The 16,448-nt window shown below is 70.7% G+C and carries 14 protein-coding genes; 10 read left to right on the top strand and 4 right to left on the bottom strand.

Annotated features, from left to right (window positions below; translation table 11 throughout):
* The first annotated feature begins 69 nt into the window (after positions 1–69).
* The 3 genes from ACFVYN_RS29375 to ACFVYN_RS29365 all read left to right on the top strand — a co-directional run bounded on the left by ACFVYN_RS29375 (position 70) and on the right by ACFVYN_RS29365 (position 2,861).
* Positions 70–951, top strand: coding sequence for a carbohydrate ABC transporter permease (locus tag ACFVYN_RS29375; protein ID WP_390003719.1), 882 nt, complete (start codon positions 70–72; stop codon positions 949–951).
* Positions 948–1,817, top strand: a complete 870-nt coding sequence (locus ACFVYN_RS29370; protein WP_390003710.1) for a carbohydrate ABC transporter permease — start codon at positions 948–950, stop codon at positions 1,815–1,817. The genes ACFVYN_RS29375 and ACFVYN_RS29370 overlap by 4 nt, the downstream gene beginning before the upstream one ends.
* Positions 1,818–1,886: 69 nt before the next feature.
* Entirely contained in the window at positions 1,887–2,861 is a 975-nt protein-coding gene (locus tag ACFVYN_RS29365) for an alkaline phosphatase family protein (protein WP_390003707.1), read from the top strand.
* A 24-nt stretch (positions 2,862–2,885) separates the two neighbouring features.
* Here ACFVYN_RS29365 and ACFVYN_RS29360 read toward each other — a convergent pair whose 3' ends face one another.
* The 3 genes from ACFVYN_RS29360 to ACFVYN_RS29350 all read right to left on the bottom strand — a co-directional run bounded on the left by ACFVYN_RS29360 (position 2,886) and on the right by ACFVYN_RS29350 (position 5,970).
* On the bottom strand, positions 2,886–4,079 hold the full coding sequence (locus ACFVYN_RS29360; protein WP_390003704.1) for a flotillin family protein: 1,194 nt from the start codon (positions 4,077–4,079) through the stop codon (positions 2,886–2,888).
* 13 nt (positions 4,080–4,092) lie between these two features.
* Positions 4,093–4,344, bottom strand: a complete 252-nt coding sequence (locus tag ACFVYN_RS29355; RefSeq protein ID WP_069760059.1) for a hypothetical protein — start codon at positions 4,342–4,344, stop codon at positions 4,093–4,095.
* A gap of 399 nt (positions 4,345–4,743) precedes the next feature.
* On the bottom strand, positions 4,744–5,970 hold the full coding sequence (locus ACFVYN_RS29350; RefSeq protein WP_390003702.1) for an acyl-CoA dehydrogenase family protein: 1,227 nt from the start codon (positions 5,968–5,970) through the stop codon (positions 4,744–4,746).
* Positions 5,971–6,083: 113 nt separating this feature from the next.
* Between ACFVYN_RS29350 and fabG the strand changes: the two genes are divergently transcribed.
* The 5 genes from fabG to ACFVYN_RS29325 are packed head-to-tail and all read left to right on the top strand — an operon-like array spanning position 6,084 to position 11,571.
* Complete coding sequence (gene fabG, locus ACFVYN_RS29345; protein WP_390003699.1) at positions 6,084–6,830, top strand: 3-oxoacyl-ACP reductase FabG; 747 nt, start codon at positions 6,084–6,086, stop codon at positions 6,828–6,830.
* 22 nt (positions 6,831–6,852) lie between these two features.
* Positions 6,853–8,103, top strand: coding sequence for an acetyl-CoA C-acetyltransferase (locus ACFVYN_RS29340; protein ID WP_390003697.1), 1,251 nt, complete (start codon positions 6,853–6,855; stop codon positions 8,101–8,103).
* Position 8,104: 1 nt separating this feature from the next.
* Positions 8,105–9,541: an OB-fold domain-containing protein gene (locus ACFVYN_RS29335; protein ID WP_390003695.1), complete on the top strand. Its 1,437-nt coding sequence runs from the start codon at positions 8,105–8,107 to the stop codon at positions 9,539–9,541.
* Positions 9,541–10,761, top strand: a complete 1,221-nt coding sequence (locus ACFVYN_RS29330) for an acetyl-CoA acetyltransferase (RefSeq protein WP_390003694.1) — start codon at positions 9,541–9,543, stop codon at positions 10,759–10,761. Before ACFVYN_RS29335 ends, ACFVYN_RS29330 begins: the two co-directional genes overlap by 1 nt.
* Positions 10,762–10,776: 15 nt before the next feature.
* On the top strand, positions 10,777–11,571 hold the full coding sequence (locus ACFVYN_RS29325) for an SDR family NAD(P)-dependent oxidoreductase (protein ID WP_390003692.1): 795 nt from the start codon (positions 10,777–10,779) through the stop codon (positions 11,569–11,571).
* A gap of 69 nt (positions 11,572–11,640) precedes the next feature.
* Here the strand turns inward: ACFVYN_RS29325 and ACFVYN_RS29320 are convergent, their stop codons facing one another.
* Positions 11,641–14,337 carry an ATP-binding cassette domain-containing protein gene (locus tag ACFVYN_RS29320; protein WP_390003689.1) on the bottom strand — a complete coding sequence of 899 codons (2,697 nt, stop codon included), beginning with the start codon at positions 14,335–14,337 and terminating at the stop codon, positions 11,641–11,643.
* Positions 14,338–14,466: 129 nt separating this feature from the next.
* Here ACFVYN_RS29320 and ACFVYN_RS29315 point away from each other — a divergent pair, with 129 nt between their 5' ends.
* Together ACFVYN_RS29315 and ACFVYN_RS29310 are read left to right on the top strand one after the other, a co-directional pair.
* Positions 14,467–15,711: an ABC transporter substrate-binding protein gene (locus tag ACFVYN_RS29315; protein ID WP_390003686.1), complete on the top strand. Its 1,245-nt coding sequence runs from the start codon at positions 14,467–14,469 to the stop codon at positions 15,709–15,711.
* Between the two features lie 11 nt (positions 15,712–15,722).
* A complete protein-coding gene (locus ACFVYN_RS29310) occupies positions 15,723–16,448 on the top strand; it encodes an ABC transporter ATP-binding protein (RefSeq protein ID WP_390003683.1) in 726 nt (241 codons plus the stop codon).

The following is a 16,448-nucleotide window of genomic DNA, read 5'->3' as shown; positions in this document are numbered from 1 at the left end:
GGCCCGGCCCGGTTCCGCCCGCGGCGCACACCGCCCCCGGGCGCCGTACGGGTCAGGCGTCGCGGGGTACTGTCCCACTGGCGGCAGTACCTGGCGATCTCGCCCTTCTACCTGGTCTTCCTCGCCTTCTCGTTCTTCCCGGTCCTCTACTCGCTGTATCTGGCCTTCCAGCGCTGGGACGGCATCGGCACCATGCACTTCGTGGGCCTCCAGGAGTTCCGGTTCCTGTGGAAGGACCCCGTCTTCTGGCTGTCGATCCGCAACACCCTGGTGATCTGGGTCCTGTCCACCGTGCCCACGCTCGTCGGCGCCCTGGTCCTGGCGACGCTGCTGCACTCGGTGCGCCGGTTCAAGGGCTTCTACCGCATCGCCCTGTACGTGCCGAACGTGACCTCGATCGTCGCCGTGGCGATCTTCTTCGGCGCGGTCTTCAGCAACAACTTCGGCCTGGTCAACGCGATCCTGGACACGGTCGGCATCTCGCCGGTGCCGTGGCTGAGCGACCCGTGGCTGATCAAGCTGGTCATCGCGCTGCTGATGACGTGGATGTGGACCGGCTACAACATGATCATCTACCTGGCCGGGCTCCAGACCATCCCGAAGGAGATCTACGAGGCGGCCAAGCTGGACGGCGCCGGCGCCGTCCGCACCTTCTTCCAGATCACCATGCCGATCATGCGGCCCATCATCCTGTTCACCGTCATCATCTCGACCATCAACGGCCTGCAGAGCTTCAGCGAACCCCAGATCCTCTTCGCCAGCGAGGCCGCCAACCCCAGCCTCGGAGGTCCCGGCCAGGCGGGCCTGACCACGCTGCTGTACTTCTACCAGTCGGCCTTCGTCAACAACGACTACGGCTACGGCGCGGCCATCGTATGGGCCTTCTTCGTACTGATCATGGTGCTGGTCCTCGTCAACTGGCGCATCGTGCAACGAGGGAGGAAGCCATGACGGCAGCGGGTACGACGCCGAGAGCGACGGACACGAGACGGTCCCGGCGCCCCAGGGGCCTGAGCGCGCACGTCTTCCTGATCCTGGCGGTCCTGATCTCGGTCTTCCCGTTCGTGTGGACGATCATCATGGCGACCAACACCACCCAGGACATCTACAAGAGTCCGCCGAAGCTGTCCTTCGGCTCCCATCTGCTGGAGAACATCCGGCACATGCTCAAGACCATCGACTTCTTCGGGTCGATGCTCAACACCCTCGTCGTCGCGTCCGTCACCACCGTCCTGGTGCTGCTCGTCGACTCCCTGGCCGCCTTCGCCTTCGCCAAGTTCGACTTCCCCGGACGCAGGGTGCTCTTCGCCGCGCTGCTGGGGTTCATGATGCTGCCGTTGCAGCTGGGCATCCTCCCGCAGTTCATCCTGGTCTCCAAGATCGGCTGGGTCGGCACGCTCAGGGCACTCGCCCCGCCCGCCCTCGCCAACGCCTTCGGCATCTTCTGGCTGCGCCAGTACATCCAGAGCGGCGTACCCGACGAGCTCCTCGACGCCGCGCGCATCGACGGCGCCGGGTTCCTCCGCCAGTACTGGAACATCACGCTGCCCATGATCAAGCCCGGGCTGTCGTTCCTCGCCATCTACGCCTTCGTCAACGCCTGGAACGACTACATCTGGCCGCTCGTCGTCCTCACCAAGCCCGGCCACGTCACCCTCCAGGTGGCGCTCGCCCAGCTCAACGTCTCCCACAACACCGACTACAGCATGGTCATGGCCGGTGTGCTCATGGCCTCGGTCCCGATGCTCGTCGTCTTCTCGATCTTCGCCCGGGGCTTCATCGCGGGCGCGACGGAAGGGGCTGTGCAGGGCAGTTGAAGCCGTGGCCCCCCGGGCTGCGAGGAGGCGGCTCCCCGGTATCGACAAAGGTATGGAGAGAGGCGAGGAATGACGGATGCCGATCCGCCGGCGCCACTGGCGTCCGGTGAGCACGCTGAGGAGGGGAGGGCGGACGGCGTGAAGGTGAAGCGCGGCAAGGTGCTCGTGGTGGGCCTGGACGGGGTGCGCTTCGACCGGCTCACTCGCTCGCCATCATCCTCCACGGCCCCCGTGTTGCACGGGCTCATGACGACCGGCTCCTACGGCACCAGCCTGCTGCCCTACGGCGAGGTGGACGGCCAGGCGGAGGACGGGCCGTCGACCAGCATGGCCTACACCGACTCCGGACCCGGCTGGTCGAGCGTACTGACCGGAGTGTGGCCCGACCGCCACGGAGTGACCGGCAACGACTTCACCGGCGCCGACTACTCCCGCTACCCCGACTTCCTCAGCCGAGCCGTCACCGCCCGGCCCGGTCTGCGCGCCGCGGCCGTGGTGTCGTGGCCCGACCTGCTCCACCGCGGCACGCTGGGCTCCGCCATCGGACGGCGGATACTGCACGACGGTGAGGCGCAGGGCTACCTGGCCGCGGACCGCCTCGTCGCCGACACCGCCGAGCAATGGCTCAGTGACGGCGACCCGGACGTCGTGTTCGTGTACTTCGGCGCCGCCGACGAAGCCGGCCATGCCACCGGCGCCCTCAGCCCCGCCTACGATCACGCCCTCCTGGCCCAGGACGCCCACCTCGGGCGGCTGCTGGAGGCGATCGACTCCCGACGCTCCCACCCCGGCCGTGGTGACGAGCACTGGACAGTGCTCGTCACCACGGACCACGGCCACCTCGACAGCGGCGGCCACGGCGGCGACACCCGTGCCGAGCGGGAGGTCTTCGTCATCCTCGCCGAGCCCGGCGTACCCGGCGCCGGCACCCTGCTCGACAGCCCGCGCCTGATCGACCTGGCACCGACCGTCCTGGACCGCCTCGGCGTTCCCGTCGACCCCGCCTGGGACCTGCAGGGCCGTATTCTGCCCGGGCCCTGTTAGGGGCGCTGATCGGGGGGAACCGACTCAGTCGACGTCGACCCGGCCGTCGTCCTCCTTGCCGTCCTTCCGCGAGTGCAACTGGAGCAGGCCGTTGCCGTTGCCGCTGCTCTCTGAAGGGCGGCGGCCGTCGGAGGAGTCCGGGCCGTTCAGGTTCTGCCGGACCGAGTCCAGGATCGTCAGGCCCTGGGACACCAGACCTGCGGCGATCTCGCCGAGACCGTCGGCGCCGTTGAGAACGTTGACGTTGGCGCCCGCGAGACCGCCGGCGGCCTCCTTCACGATCTGCGGGAGCTGGTCGATCAGCATCCGGTCGAGCGCGACCCGGTCGTAGGAGGCGGCCGCCTCGGCCTGGATCCGCATGCGCTGTGCCTCGGCGGCGGCGAGCACCCTGATCCGTTCGGCCTCGGCCTCGGCGGGCTTCACGATCTCGGCCACCAGCTGCTGCTGGCGCAGTTTCGCCTGGCGCAGGGCCAGGTCCGTCTGCGCGTCGAGGACCTCCTGCTGGGCGTGGGCCTGCGCCAGTGGTCCGGCCTGCGCGGCCTTGGCCTGCGCCCGTTCCACCTCGGCCGAGTACTCCGCCCTGACCACAGCGGTCTGCCGGGCGTACTCGGCCTGGTTACGGGCCGCCACCTGCTCCGCCTCGACCGAGGCCTGGGTGGCCTGGGCCTGGGCGATCTGGGCCTGCCGCTGGATGGCCGCCTTGTGCGGCGCGGACATGGCCTCGATGTAACCGACGTCGCCGTCGTCGATCGACTGGATCTGCAGCGAGTCCACGATCAGGCCGATCTTCGCCATCTCGGTCTTCGAGGTGTCCAGGACCTCGGCGGCGAGCTTCTGCCGCTCGGTGACGATCTCCTCGACCGTCATCGAGCCGATGATGGCCCGCAGGTGACCGGCGAAGATCCGCCCGGTCAGCACCGACATCTGGTCCTGGTCGGAGAGGAACCGCTGCCCCGCGTTGATGATGCTCTCGTGGTCGTTGCCGACCTTGAACGCGATGACGGCGCGGACGTGCAGCGAGATGCCCTGCCGGGTCACACAGGTCTCGGTGACCTCGGCCTCGCACATCGACAGGGTAAGGAAACGGGTCTTTCGGAAGATCGGGAGCACGAACTTGCCGTGCCCCGTCACCACTCGGAACGGCGCGCCCCCCAGTCCCCGCCGGCCCCCCGAGATCAGCATTGCCTCGTCGGGCGCGGGAACGCGGTAACCGAACATTCTCTACTACTCCTCAATCGGCGCCGGCAGGGTCGCCGCCGAGCGCGTCCAATGGATCCGCCCACTCGATGACGCCGACCTCGCGACATCCACGCGACTCGATCACGAGCACGGTCGCCCCGGTGGGCAGGGGATCCTCGGACCAGGCGAGGAAGGTTTCGGAGCCGCCTCTGACGCGCACGAGGATCTCGCCGGGACCCGCGGATCCGCGCGTCCCGATGAGTACTGTCCCCGTGCAGCCGATCACGGCCTCGTCCTGCGGCATCACGGCCGTCCTCCATCGTCTGGCCCCAGGATTCAGACGATAGACCCCCGAGGGCCGGGGGCCCAACGGGCATGACGATCTGGCTCGCCACGCTCCGCTTGCCCGGCTCCGAGGCGGTCCACTCGCTGACAGCCGGCACGGCCCCCGACGCGGTCCACATCAGCAGCCGACCCAGCCTCCGAGGCGGTCCACCGCCGGCAGTCGGCACAGCCCCCGACGCGGTCCACCGCCGCAGCCCGCCCAGCCACCAGCCGGGGTCCACCGTCGTAGCCCGCCCGGCCACGAGCCGGAGGCCACCGCCGGCAGCCGACACAGCCGCTAGCCGGGGTCCACCGTCGTAGCCGCCCGGCCCCCGGACGCGGTCCACCCCCGGCAGCCCGCACAGCCCCCGACCGGGTCCTAACCCGCCGTGGCCCGCGGCTCGCGCGGCAGTCCCAGCACCTTTTCCGCGAGGATGTTCCGTTGCACCTGGGAGGTTCCCGCGTAGATCGTCCCGGAGCGGGCGATCAGGTACGTCGCCGACCAGGACGCCGAGGAGTTCGCTGCGCCGGGGTCGTCGGTGCGGTAGGTGCGCAGGGGCGCGCGGCCGACCGGCACCTGGCCGTGCAGGCCCATGATGTCCATCGCCAGGTCGGTGACCTCGGTGTGGTACTCGCTCCAGTACAGCTTGGCGATCGACGACTCGGGCCCGGGCTCGGCGCCCTTGAGCCAGCCGGTGAGGATGCGGTAGCCGAGATACCGCATGATCTCGACCTTGGACCAGCACCAGGCGATCCGCTGCCGGATCACCGGGTCCTGGTCCTTGCCGTACAGCCGTGCCAGCTCGACGAGGCGTTCCACCTCCGCCTTGAAGAGGATCGGGTTGGTCGCCGCCTCCTCCCCGCGCTCCACACCGAGCAGGCTCTGGGCGACGGTCCAGCCGTTGTCGACGCCGCCGACGACGAGATCCGCGCGGGTGCGGGCGCCGTTGAAGAAGACCTCGTTGAAGTGCAGCTGTCCGCTCATCATGCGGAACGGCCGCACCTCAATGCCGGCCTGGTCGAGCGGGACGAGCAGGAAGGAGATGCCGCGGTGCCTGGAGGCGTCCGGGTTCGTGCGGGCCAGGACGAAGATCCAGTCACAGTGATGGGCGCCGGAGGTCCACACTTTCTGGCCGTCGATCACCCACTCCTCGCCGTCCCGCACCGCACGCGTCCTCAGCGAGGCGAGGTCCGAGCCCGCGTCCGGCTCCGAGTACCCCTGGCACCAGGTGTCCTCGCCGCTGAGGATGCGGGGCAGGAAGTGGGCCTTCTGCTCGTCCGTGCCCCAGCGCAGCAGCGTGTTCGCCAGCATCTTCACGCCGAAGGTGTCCTGCGGCAGCCCGAACGGCACACCGGCAAGTGCCAGTTCCTCCATGAGCACCACCTGGTGGAGCTTGGTCAGGCCCCGGCCGCCGTACTCCTCCGGCCAGGTCAGCGAGAGGTAGCGCCGCTCGGCCAGCAGCCGGCGCCAGTCGCGGGCGAAGGCCCAGGCCGCCTCCTCGTCGAGGGCGCCGATGCCCTTCCAGCCCGACGGCAGCGTCTCGGAGAGGAACGCCCTGACCTCGCTGCGGAACGCTTCGGTCTCGGGGGGATAGCTGATGTCCACCTGCGTACTCTCCTCGTCCGGTCCCGTGCGCGCAGCACCGTCGCTGTATTGATTGTTTCAGCATAATAGGTTATCTATTTAAGAGGAATAGCGTCGAGCCAGGGCGGGCTGACATGGGACTGCTGGACGGCCGCAACGCGGTGATCACCGGCGGCGCACAGGGCATCGGCTTCGAGATCGCCGGAGTCCTCGGTGCCGAGGGGGCGTCCGTCGTCCTCGGCGACATCAACGAGGACGCGGCGGCGGAAGCCGCCGAACGCCTCGCCAAGAACGGCATCGCAGCCGCCTCGCTGCGCTGCGACGTCACCGACGAGGACGAGATGGCCGCTCTCGTCGCCCACTGCGCCGAGAGCTTCGGACCGGTCGGCGTCATGGTCAACAACGCCGGGATCACCCGGGACGCGACCCTGCGCAAGATGGCTCTCGCCGACTTCCGTGCCGTGGTCGACGTGCACCTGACCGGCGCCTGGAACGGCACCCGGTACGCCGCCGAGTCGATGCGCGCGCACGGTCAGGGCGGCAGCATCGTCAACATCTCCTCCATCGCCGGCAAGGTCGGCAACTTCGGGCAGACCAACTACAGCGCGGCCAAGGCCGGACTCGTCGGTCTCACCAAGGCCTCCGCCAAGGAACTCGCCCGGGCCGGAATCCGCGTCAACGCGGTCCAGCCCGGCCTGATCCGTACCGCCATGACCGAGGCCATGCCTCCGGCCGCCTGGGACGCGAAGCTCGCGGAGATCCCCATGGGACGTGCCGGAGAGCCCGCCGAGGTCGCCCAGGTCGTGCTCTTCCTCGCCTCCGACCTGGCGAGCTACGTCACCGGAGCCGTGGTCGAAGTGACCGGCGGCCGGTACATGTGACCCCTCATGAAAGGCAGTGCTGATGCCCGCCCTCCTGCGTGACGCGGTGATCTGCGAGCCCCTGCGTACCCCCGTCGGCGGCTACGGCGGCGTCTTCCGCGACGTGACGGCGGCCGAGCTCGCCGCCACGGTCGTACGCGCCGTGCTGGAACGTACCGGCATACCCCCCGCAGCCGTGGACGACGTCCTGCTGGGCCAGTGCTATCCCAACGGCGAGGCCCCGGCCATCGGCCGCGTGGCCGCCCTGGACGCCGGTCTGCCCGTGGAGGTGCCGGGACTGCAGATCGACCGCCGCTGCGGCTCGGGACTGCAGGCGATCATCACCGCGGCGATGCAGGTGCAGACCGGCGCGAGCGACCTCGTGCTGGCGGGCGGTGTCGAGTCCATGAGCCAGGCGGAGTTCTACACGACCGGTGTGCGGTGGGGCGTACGCGGCGCGGGCACCACCCTGCACGACCGGCTGGCGCGCGGGCGCGTCACGTCCGGCGGGGTCAACCACCCCGTCCCCGGCGGGATGTTGGAGACCGCCGAGAACCTCCGGCGCGAGTACGCCATCCCCCGCGAGGAGCAGGACGAACTCGCCCTGCGCTCCCACGAGAAGGCCGTCGCGGCCCAGCGGGAGGGCCGGTTCACGAATGAGATCGTGCCGGTCACCGTGCGCGGCCGCAAGGGCGAGACGGTCGTCGACACCGACGAACACCCGCGCCCCGGCTCGTCGTTGGAGAAGCTCGCGTCGCTGCGCCCCGTGCTCGGCCGCCAGGACCCGGAGGCGACCGTCACGGCGGGCAACGCCAGCGGCCAGAACGACGGCGCCGCGCTGTGCGTCGTGACCCACCCCGAGCGCGCCGCCGAACTCGGCCTGCGACCGCTGGGCCGCCTGGTCTCCTGGGCCGTCGTCGGCGTACCGCCCGAGACGATGGGCATCGGCCCGGTACCCGCCACCGCCCGGGCGCTGGAGCGAGCCGGACTGAAGCTCGCCGACATCGACCTGATCGAACTCAACGAGGCCTTCGCCGCGCAGGTACTGGCCTGCACGCGTGAATGGGGCCTGACCGAGACCGACTTCGAGCGGTTCAACGTCAACGGCTCCGGCATCTCGCTGGGCCACCCCGTCGGCGCCACCGGCGGCCGCATCCTGGCCACCCTGCTGCGCGAACTCGACCGCCGTCAGGCCCGCTACGGCCTGGAGACCATGTGCCTCGGCGGGGGCCAGGGCCTGGCCGCGGTCTTCGAACGGCCCACCGACGCACACCACGTTCATGGAGGACGCTGACATGCCCGGACTGATCGCATACGGCGCCTACGTGCCGTACCACCGCCTCGCGAGGACGGATGTCGCAGCCGCCCTGGGCGGCAGGGGAGGCAAGGGAACCCGCGCGGTCGCGGGCTACGACGAGGACACCACGTCCATGGCTGTCGAGGCGGCCCGCGTCGCCCTGGACCGCGACGGGCTGCGCGCCCGCGTCAGCCAGCTCTTCCTCGCCACCGCCGCACCCGCCTACCTCGACAAGACCAACGCGACCGCCGTGCACGCCGCGCTCGGCCTCGACCCGCACGTGCTCGCCGCCGACATGGCCGGCTCCGTGCGCTCCGGCCTCGGCGCCCTGGTCACGGCCGCCCGCTCCCCGGTACCGACCCTGACGGTCCTGTCCGACCTGCGCACCGGCCTGCCCGGCGGCAGCGACGAGGTCGCGGGCGGCGACGGTGCGGCGGCGTTCGTCTTCGGCGGACACCGCAACGGGGCCCCGGTCATCGCGGAGCTGCTCGCCCACGACACGGTCAGCGACGAGATCCTCGACCGCTGGCGGCTGCCCGGCGCGCCCGTCTCCCGGGTCTGGGAGGAGCGCTTCGCCGAGGAGATCTACGTGTCCCTCGCGGACAAGGCGCTCACCGCGGCCCTCGACCACGCGGCGGTCGACATCGGCTCGATCGACCACTTCGTGGTCGCGGGCCTGCACGCACGCGCGTGCGCCGCGGTCCGGCGCACACCGGGGATCCGTCCCGAGGCGGTGACCGCGGACCTGGCCGGAGTGATCGGCAACGCCGGTACCGCCCAGCCGGGTCTGCTCCTCGCCGACGTTCTGGACCGGGCCCGACCGGGCGAGCTCATCGCCCTGCTGGTGCTCGGCGACGGCGCCGGGGTCCTCCTGCTGCGCACCACCGACGCACTCCCCGCACACCGAGCGGCCCGCCCGGTCGCCGAGCAGATCGCCCAGGGCAGCGCCCCGATGCCGTACGCCACGTATCTGTCCTGGCGCGGTTTCCTCGACCGCGAACCGCCCCGCCGGCCGGACCCCGAGCCGCCGTACGCGCCGCCCGCACACCGCCGCACCGCCTGGAAGTACGGCTTCGTTGCCTCCCGTTGCGAGAAGTGCGCCACCCGGCATCTGCCGCCGGACCGGGTGTGCACCTCCTGCCACAGCGTCGACGCCATGACCGACGAGCCCATGGCACACGTGCAGGGCACGGTCGCCACGTTCACCGTCGACCGGCTGGCCGCCACGCCGAGCCCGCCGATGCTCGTCGTGGTCGTCGACTACGACGGCGGCGGCCGGTTCCGCTGCCAGCTGACCGACGCCACCGAGGCCGACGCCGTCATAGGCGCCCGGGTCGAGATGACCTTCCGGCGCACAGTCACGGCGTCCGGCGTCCACAACTACTTCTGGAAGGCCCGGCCGGTACGGACGGGCGAGGCTGAGGAGACACGCTGATGGGCTCGCACGGAATCAGGGACCGGGTCGCGATCGTCGGCATGGGCTGCACGCCCTTCGGCGAGCACTGGACCCGCTCGGCGGACGACCTGCTGATCGACGCCGTCGGCGAGGCGGTCACCTCGGCCGGCATCACCCTCGACGACATCGACGCGTACTGGTTCGGCACCCAGGCGTCCGGCGTGTCCGGACTGACCCTGAGCCGGGCGCTCCACCTGCCCAACAAGCCGGTCACCCGCGTCGAGAACATGTGCGCCACCGGCTCCGAGGCCCTGCGCAACGCCTGCTACGCCGTCGCCTCCGGGGCGTACGACGTGGCGATGGCCGTCGGAGTGGAGAAGCTCAAGGACTCCGGCATGTCGGGGCTCTCCGGCACCGCCATCCCCGGCGCGGGCGACGACAGCCGCGGTGAGATCACCGCCCCCGCCAACTTCTCCCTCCTCGCTCCCGCCTACGCCGACAAGTACGGCCTGGGGGAGGAGGAGATGAAGGACGTCATCACCCGCATCGCCTGGAAGAACCACTACAACGGGGCCCGCAACCCCCGCGCCCAGTTCCGCAAGGAGGTACCGCCGGAGCGCATCAAGGCCGCCCCGATCGTCGCGGGCATGCTCGGCGTGTTCGACTGCTCCGGCGTCTCGGACGGCTCGGCGGCGGCGATCGTCGTGCGCGCCGAGGACGCCTACAAGTACACCGACAAGCCGATCTTCGTGAAGGCGCTGTCCTTCGTCGCCGGCCCGGCGGACGGGCTCCTCGACCCGGAGTACGACTTCACCACCTTCCCCGAGGTCGTCGCCTCCGCACGGGAGGCCTACCGGCAGGCGGGCATCACCGACCCGCGCACCGAGCTCGCGCTGGCCGAGGTCCACGACTGCTTCACGCCCACCGAACTGGTGCTGATGGAGGACCTGGGCTTCTCGGAGCGCGGTCAGGGCTGGAAGGACGTCACCAGCGGGGCGTTCGACCTGGACGGCTCGCTGCCGGTCAACCCGGACGGCGGCCTGAAGGCCTTCGGCCACCCCATCGGCGCCTCCGGCCTGCGCATGATGTTCGAGGCCTGGCTGCAACTGCGCGGCGAGGCACCGGCCGAGCGGGCCCTGAAGTCCGTGGCCGAGGGACGCTCACTCGCCCTGACCCACAACCTCGGCGGCGGACCCGGCGAGTGCGTCTCGTTCGTGTCGGTCGTCGGCAGCCAACTCACCGCACAACTCACCGAGTAGAAAAGGCGGTTCGCCATGACGCGACTCCAGGACAAGATCGCCGTCGTCACCGGGGCCGCGTCCGGCATCGGTGCGGCCACCGCACGCCGCCTGGCGGCCGAGGGCGCCCACACGGTGGTCGCCGACCTCAACCTCGACGGCGCCAAGGCGGTGACGGAGGAGATCCGTACTGCCGGGGGTTCCGCGACGGCGGTCGCGGTCGACCTCGGTGACGTGGAGAGCGTACGGGCCATGGTGGCCGCGGCGGTGGAGACGTACGGCGGTCTCGACGTCCTGCACAACAACGCGGCGGCCACCCATCTAGCCGCCCGTCAGGACCTCGCCGTCGTGGAGGCCGACCCGGCGGTCTGGGACGACACGATGCGCATCAACCTGCGCGGGACCATGGTCGCCATCCAGGCCGCCGTCCCGCACATGATCGAGCGCGGTGGCGGCTCCATCATCAACACCTCGTCCGGGGCAGGGCTTTCGGGCGACCTGCGCAACCCCGCGTACGGCGCTTCCAAGGCCGCGCTCATCAACCTCACGCAGTACGTCGCCACGCAGTACGGCAAGCAGGGTGTGCGCTGCAACGCCATCGCGCCGGGGTTCATCGTCACGCCGGCCAGCTCGGGTTCGGCGCACGGGGCGATCCGGGAGGCGATGCTGCGCCATCACCTCACCCCGCGCCTGGGGCGCCCGGAGGACGTCGCGTCGGCGGTCGTCTTCCTCGCCTCGGACGAGTCGGCCTTCATCACCGGGCACACGCTGCGAGTGGACGGCGGCCTGCTGTCCCATCAGCCGTATGTGGCGGATCTGCGCGACGCCTGACACGACCCCTGGTCCTGCCACCGGAGGCGCTGATACCAGCGCCTCCGGCTTTTGGCGTCCCCGTCACGCTCAGGCCAGCGTCTCCGGCTCCAGGTCGCCCAGGTAGGCCGCCCGTACCGCCGGATCGCGCCGGACCTCCTCGGGCGTACCGGCGCAGATCCGGCGGCCGAAGTCCAGGACGACGACCTGGTCGCAGACGCTCATCACCATGTCGACGTCGTGCTCGACGAGCAGCACGCCCATGCCCCAGTCCTCGGCGAGCCGCCGTACCAGGTGGGCCAGTTCCCGGGTCTCGTCGTCCGACAGGCCCGCCGCCGGTTCGTCGAGGAGCAGCACGGACGGTGAGGCGGCCACCGCGCGGGCGATGGCCAGCAGCCGGCGCTCGCCGTACGACAGGTCGCCCACCGGCCGGTCCAGGCTGTCCTGGAGGCCGAACTCCCGTACCGCGACGAGCACGTGGGCAGGCAGTGGACGGCTGCCGGGACGGATCAGGTCGGTGAGGTACGCCCACCGTTCGGGCCGGTCGCAGGCCGCGTACAGGTTGTCCAGGACGGTCATGTCCTCGAAGAGCTCCAGGGACTGGAAGGACCGGCTCAGACCGGCGGCGGCCCGCCGGTGGACCGGCAGCCGGGTCGCGTCCCGGTCACCGAGGCGCACACTGCCCGACGCGGCCCGGGTGAAGCCGGTGACCGCGTCGATGGCGGAGGTCTTGCCGGCGCCGTTGGGACCGATGAGCCCCACGACCTGGCCCGGCCCGACGTCCAGTGAGAGCCCGTCGACGGCGACGACACCGCCGTAGCGGACGGTGAGGTCCCGTACCTGGAGGGGGAGGGGGGCGGCACGGGTCACGGTCGCGGTGGCTGACGGCTCGTCCGTCGGGACGGTCGCCGGCCGCTGCGGGGGCAGCGTGCGCCCCTTCCCCGCCACCTGTTTGCCGAGCTCCTTGCCGATGCCGTCCTGGTTGCCCACCAGCGTCAGCACCAGGATGACTCCGCCGATCAGCGGCATCCAGTCGCTGAGGCCGGGCAGCACGAGGTCCCCGAACCGGGCGCCCACCGTGCCCGCGGCGAAGGTCGCGCCGAACAGCGGACCGACGAGGAAACCGACACCGCCGATGACCGCGAGGCCGAGCGCGGTGATGGAGTTGAAGCTCGCGAAGTCGGACAGGACGACCGAGGTCGAGCGGAAGCCGGTGAGCACTCCCGCGAGCGCGGCGATGGCCGCGGAGAGACCGAAGGCGTAGAGCTTGGCGGCGCGGACGTCGATGCCGAGGGCGGCGGCGGCCCGCTCGTTCGCCCGTACGGCGATCAGCCGGCGGCCGGTCCGGCTGCGCCGCACGTTGGCGACCACGAGCGTGGCGGCGACGAACAGCACGAGCACCACGGCGGCGTACCGCTGCGGATGGTCGACGCCGGAGATGCTGATGCCGAAGAGGGTCTGCTTGCCCACCGCGATGCCGTCGCTGCCGGGGGTGGTCGACAGGTCGGTGTTCTGGAAGACCATCGCCTCCAGGGTGGTGCCGAGGCCGAGCGTGATGATCGCGAGATTGACGCCGCGGGTGCGGACCGCGGGGAGCGCGAACAGCAGGCCGATCGGCACTGTGCCCAACACCCCGGCCAGCAGGGCGAGTTCGAAGGGCCATCCCCAGTCGGCCGCCGCGTGTCCGGCGAGGAAGGCACCGGTCCCGGCCAGGGCGTAGGCCGCGAGGGAGACCTGTCCCGCGTATCCGGTGACCACGACGATCGACAGGATGATCAGGGACAGCACCAGGGTGGTGGTGATCGCGTCGGCCCACAGCGGCGTCGCCAGGCTCACCAGCGACAGTCCGGCCACGACGGCGATCGCCAACGGCAGCGGGCGGACCTTCCCGGTGCCGAGACCCGGCAGCCGGTCCAGGAACGTGCCGCGCAGGGGCAGCGCCCGGCCGCGTGCGACCAGTACCAGGGCGATGAACAGGAAGGGGACCGAGGCGGCGAGCCCGGTGACGTCGGAGCCGAAGCGGGTCAGCTCGGACTGCACGACGCCGATGATCAGGCCGCCCGCCAGCGTGACGGGGAACGAGGAGAATTTGCCGACCAGGGCGGCGGCCAGGGCGCTGAGCAGGAGGGTGGTCAGTCCGGTCACCGACAGGCCGATGACCGGCACGATCAGGATGGCCGTCAGTCCTGCGAGCGCCGATCCCAACGCCCAGTTGCCGGTGGCGATCACGTCCGGGGACCAGCCCAGCGAGGCGGCCGCGGCCTCGTTCTCCGCGACCGCGCTGGTGCCCAGGCCGAACAGGGTGCGCTTGTAGAGGAGATGCAGGAGCACGGTTGCGGCGAGGGCGATACCGATCAGCCACATGCGGTCCTCGGAGACCGTCGCCCCGGCGATCGTGAGCAGCTTGGTGGGCAGCTTGCCCGGCACCAGCTCCAGGCCGTCGCCGTAGCGTTTGACGGCGATCGCGGTGAGCACGATGAAGACCGCCAGGGTGCCGACCAGGCGGGCCAGTGAGGACGCTCTGCGCAGCGGGCGGAGCACCAGCAGGTGGGTGAGCACGCCCAGCACGGCCGAGGTGAGCACGCCGCACGCGGTGGCGGGCCAGTACGACACGCCGTGCTGGGCGGCGAGCTCCCACTGGACATAGGCCCCGGCCATACCGATCGCGCCGTGCGCGAAGTTCAGGACGCCGGAGCCCCGGTAGACCAGCACGATGCCGTGCGCGGTGAGTGCGTAGAGGGCGCCGAGCCCGAGGCCGAGCAGCGCGAAACGCAGGACGTCGTCCATCGAGGAACCTCCCGAGGGCAGGGGCGAGACAGTGTATTCATTTAAATAATTGTGCCGAGAGTACTTCACTAACCACAAAACAGACCCCATGCTGTTCGCCATCTCGACGACGAGCACAGCGGAGGAACCATGAACCACTCACGCCGACGCAGAACCGCCGCAGCGAGCTGCCTCGCGGTCACCGGAGTCCTGCTCGCCGCCGGCTGCGGGGGAGAGGCGTCCGGCAGTTCGAAGGAACAGACCTCCACCCTGAAGGGCACACCGGTCAAGGTGATGGTCTGGACGCCGGAGGACACCCAGGGCAGCGCCCAGCCCGGGGTCCGGCTCACCGCCCAGGCCTACGAGAAGTGGATCAACGCCAACGGCGGCATCAAGGGTGCCCCGCTGAAGGTGCTCACCTGCAACGAGAAGAACAACCCCGACGAGGCCGAGAAGTGCGCCCAGCAGGCGGTCGCCGAGAAGGTGGTCGCGGTGGTGGGCTCGTACAGCCTCGCCGGTGATCGCTACATGCCCATCCTGCAGAAGGCCGGCATCCCGTACCTCGGCGGCACCGGCGTCTCGGCGGCCGAGTTCTCCAACCCGCTGTCGTTCCCCGTCAACGGCGGCACCCCGGTCGTGTTCGCGGCCCACGGCCGGCAGCTGGTGCAGAACGGCTGCAAGAAGATCTCCGGCGTGCGCTACGACGTGGCCGCCGCCGCCGTCGTCTCCCAGTTCCTCACCGTCGGCGCGGTCTCCGCCGGAGCGCCGGCGCCCAAGGACATCAAGGTGCCGCTCACCGCCACCGACCTCGCCCCGCAGGTCGCCGCCGCGACCAAGGGCAGCGACTGCGTGAGCGTCATCATGGGCACCGCCTCGGGGCTGTTCGTGAAGTCGTACGTGCAGTCGGGCGCCAAGACGAAGCTCGGCAGCGTCGTCGGCAACCTGACCCCGCAGCTCGCCGAGAGCACCGGCGGAGCCGGCAGTCCTCTGGAGGGCGCGGCGATCACCGGCTACTTCCCGCCGACCTCCGACGCCGCCTGGAAGGACTTCGTCGCCGCGACCAAGGGCGACAAGGACATCGACACCACCAACGGTGCCAACGAGACGACCTGGGTGGCCTTCAAGGTCTTCACCGAGGCCACCAAGACGCTCCCGACGATCACGGCGAAGGCCCTGGTGCAGGAGCTCGACACCGCCCCGGGCATCGACACGGGCGGACTGACCCCGCCGCTGAGCTGGAAGGCGTCCACGGCCCTGCCGATCAAGGGGCTGAACCGCATCCACAACACCACCGCCACCGAACTGACCATCCGCGACGGGAAGATCGAGTGGGCCAAGCCCGGATCGACCTTCGTCGACGTCCGCAAGGTCCTGACGGCCCTGCCGTCCAGCTGAGGAGCAGGCCCGTGCCCGACACCGACGCCCCCCTGATCGAAGCACGATCCCTGTCCGCCGGATACGGCAGCCAGCCCGTCGTCCGCGACCTCCACCTGGAGGTCCGGCCCGGCGAGGTCGTCGCCCTGCTCGGCCCCAACGGCGCGGGCAAGACGACGACCCTCCGGGCGCTCTCCGGCAGCCTCGCCCCCATGGGGGGCGAGGTGCGCTGGCTGGGCGAGCCCGGCCGGTCACCACTGCACCGCCGCGCCCGCCAGGGGCTGGCGTACGTCGGTGAGCGGGCGGTCTTCACCCGGCTCGACACCGCGGACAACCTGCGCGTGGGCAGGGTGAGGTCCCAGCAGGCGCTGGAACTCTTCCCCGAACTCGAAAAGCGCCTCACCACCGGCGCGGGCATGCTGTCGGGCGGCGAGCAGCAGATGCTCTCGCTGGCCCGCGCCCTGTGCCGCGCGCCGAAGCTGCTCCTCGCGGATGAACTCTCCCTAGGCCTCGCCCCGTTGGTGGTCGACCGTCTCCTGCGCGCGGTGCGCGAGGCGGCCGACCGCGGCCTCGGCGCGCTGCTGGTCGAACAGCACGTGCGCAAGGTGCTGGACATCGCCGACCGCGTGTACGTCCTGCACCGCGGCCGGGTCACCATGACCGGCACCCCGAAGGAACTGCGCGGCAACCTCGACGCGATCGAGTCGTCGTACCTCGCGCAGACCACGGCGGAAAAGACCACGTACGCAACCGATTGA

Origin of the sequence: Streptomyces sp. NPDC058307 (assembly GCF_042880295.1) — a bacterium.
In the GTDB taxonomy this organism is placed as follows: Bacteria; Actinomycetota; Actinomycetes; order Streptomycetales; family Streptomycetaceae; genus Streptomyces.
Note: the sequence above shows the minus strand (reverse complement) of the source record. Positions and strands in the feature narration are given on the sequence as shown.

Bases quoted from the DNA above. Each gene is read 5' to 3' on its own strand.
- ACFVYN_RS29360 (WP_390003704.1), bottom strand. From the start codon at position 4,079: ATGTTCGGTTACCGCGTTCCCGCGCCCGACGAGGCAATGCTGATCTCG.
- fabG (WP_390003699.1), top strand. From the start codon at position 6,084: ATGGGACTGCTGGACGGCCGCAACGCGGTGATCACCGGCGGCGCACAG.
- ACFVYN_RS29320 (WP_390003689.1), bottom strand. From the start codon at position 14,337: ATGGACGACGTCCTGCGTTTCGCGCTGCTCGGCCTCGGGCTCGGCGCC.
- ACFVYN_RS29370 (WP_390003710.1), top strand. From the start codon at position 948: ATGACGGCAGCGGGTACGACGCCGAGAGCGACGGACACGAGACGGTCC.
- ACFVYN_RS29315 (WP_390003686.1), top strand. From the start codon at position 14,467: ATGAACCACTCACGCCGACGCAGAACCGCCGCAGCGAGCTGCCTCGCG.
- ACFVYN_RS29355 (WP_069760059.1), bottom strand. From the start codon at position 4,344: ATGCCGCAGGACGAGGCCGTGATCGGCTGCACGGGGACAGTACTCATC.
- ACFVYN_RS29330 (WP_390003694.1), top strand. From the start codon at position 9,541: ATGGGCTCGCACGGAATCAGGGACCGGGTCGCGATCGTCGGCATGGGC.
- ACFVYN_RS29325 (WP_390003692.1), top strand. From the start codon at position 10,777: ATGACGCGACTCCAGGACAAGATCGCCGTCGTCACCGGGGCCGCGTCC.
- ACFVYN_RS29340 (WP_390003697.1), top strand. From the start codon at position 6,853: ATGCCCGCCCTCCTGCGTGACGCGGTGATCTGCGAGCCCCTGCGTACC.
- ACFVYN_RS29365 (WP_390003707.1), top strand. From the start codon at position 1,887: ATGACGGATGCCGATCCGCCGGCGCCACTGGCGTCCGGTGAGCACGCT.
- ACFVYN_RS29335 (WP_390003695.1), top strand. From the start codon at position 8,105: ATGCCCGGACTGATCGCATACGGCGCCTACGTGCCGTACCACCGCCTC.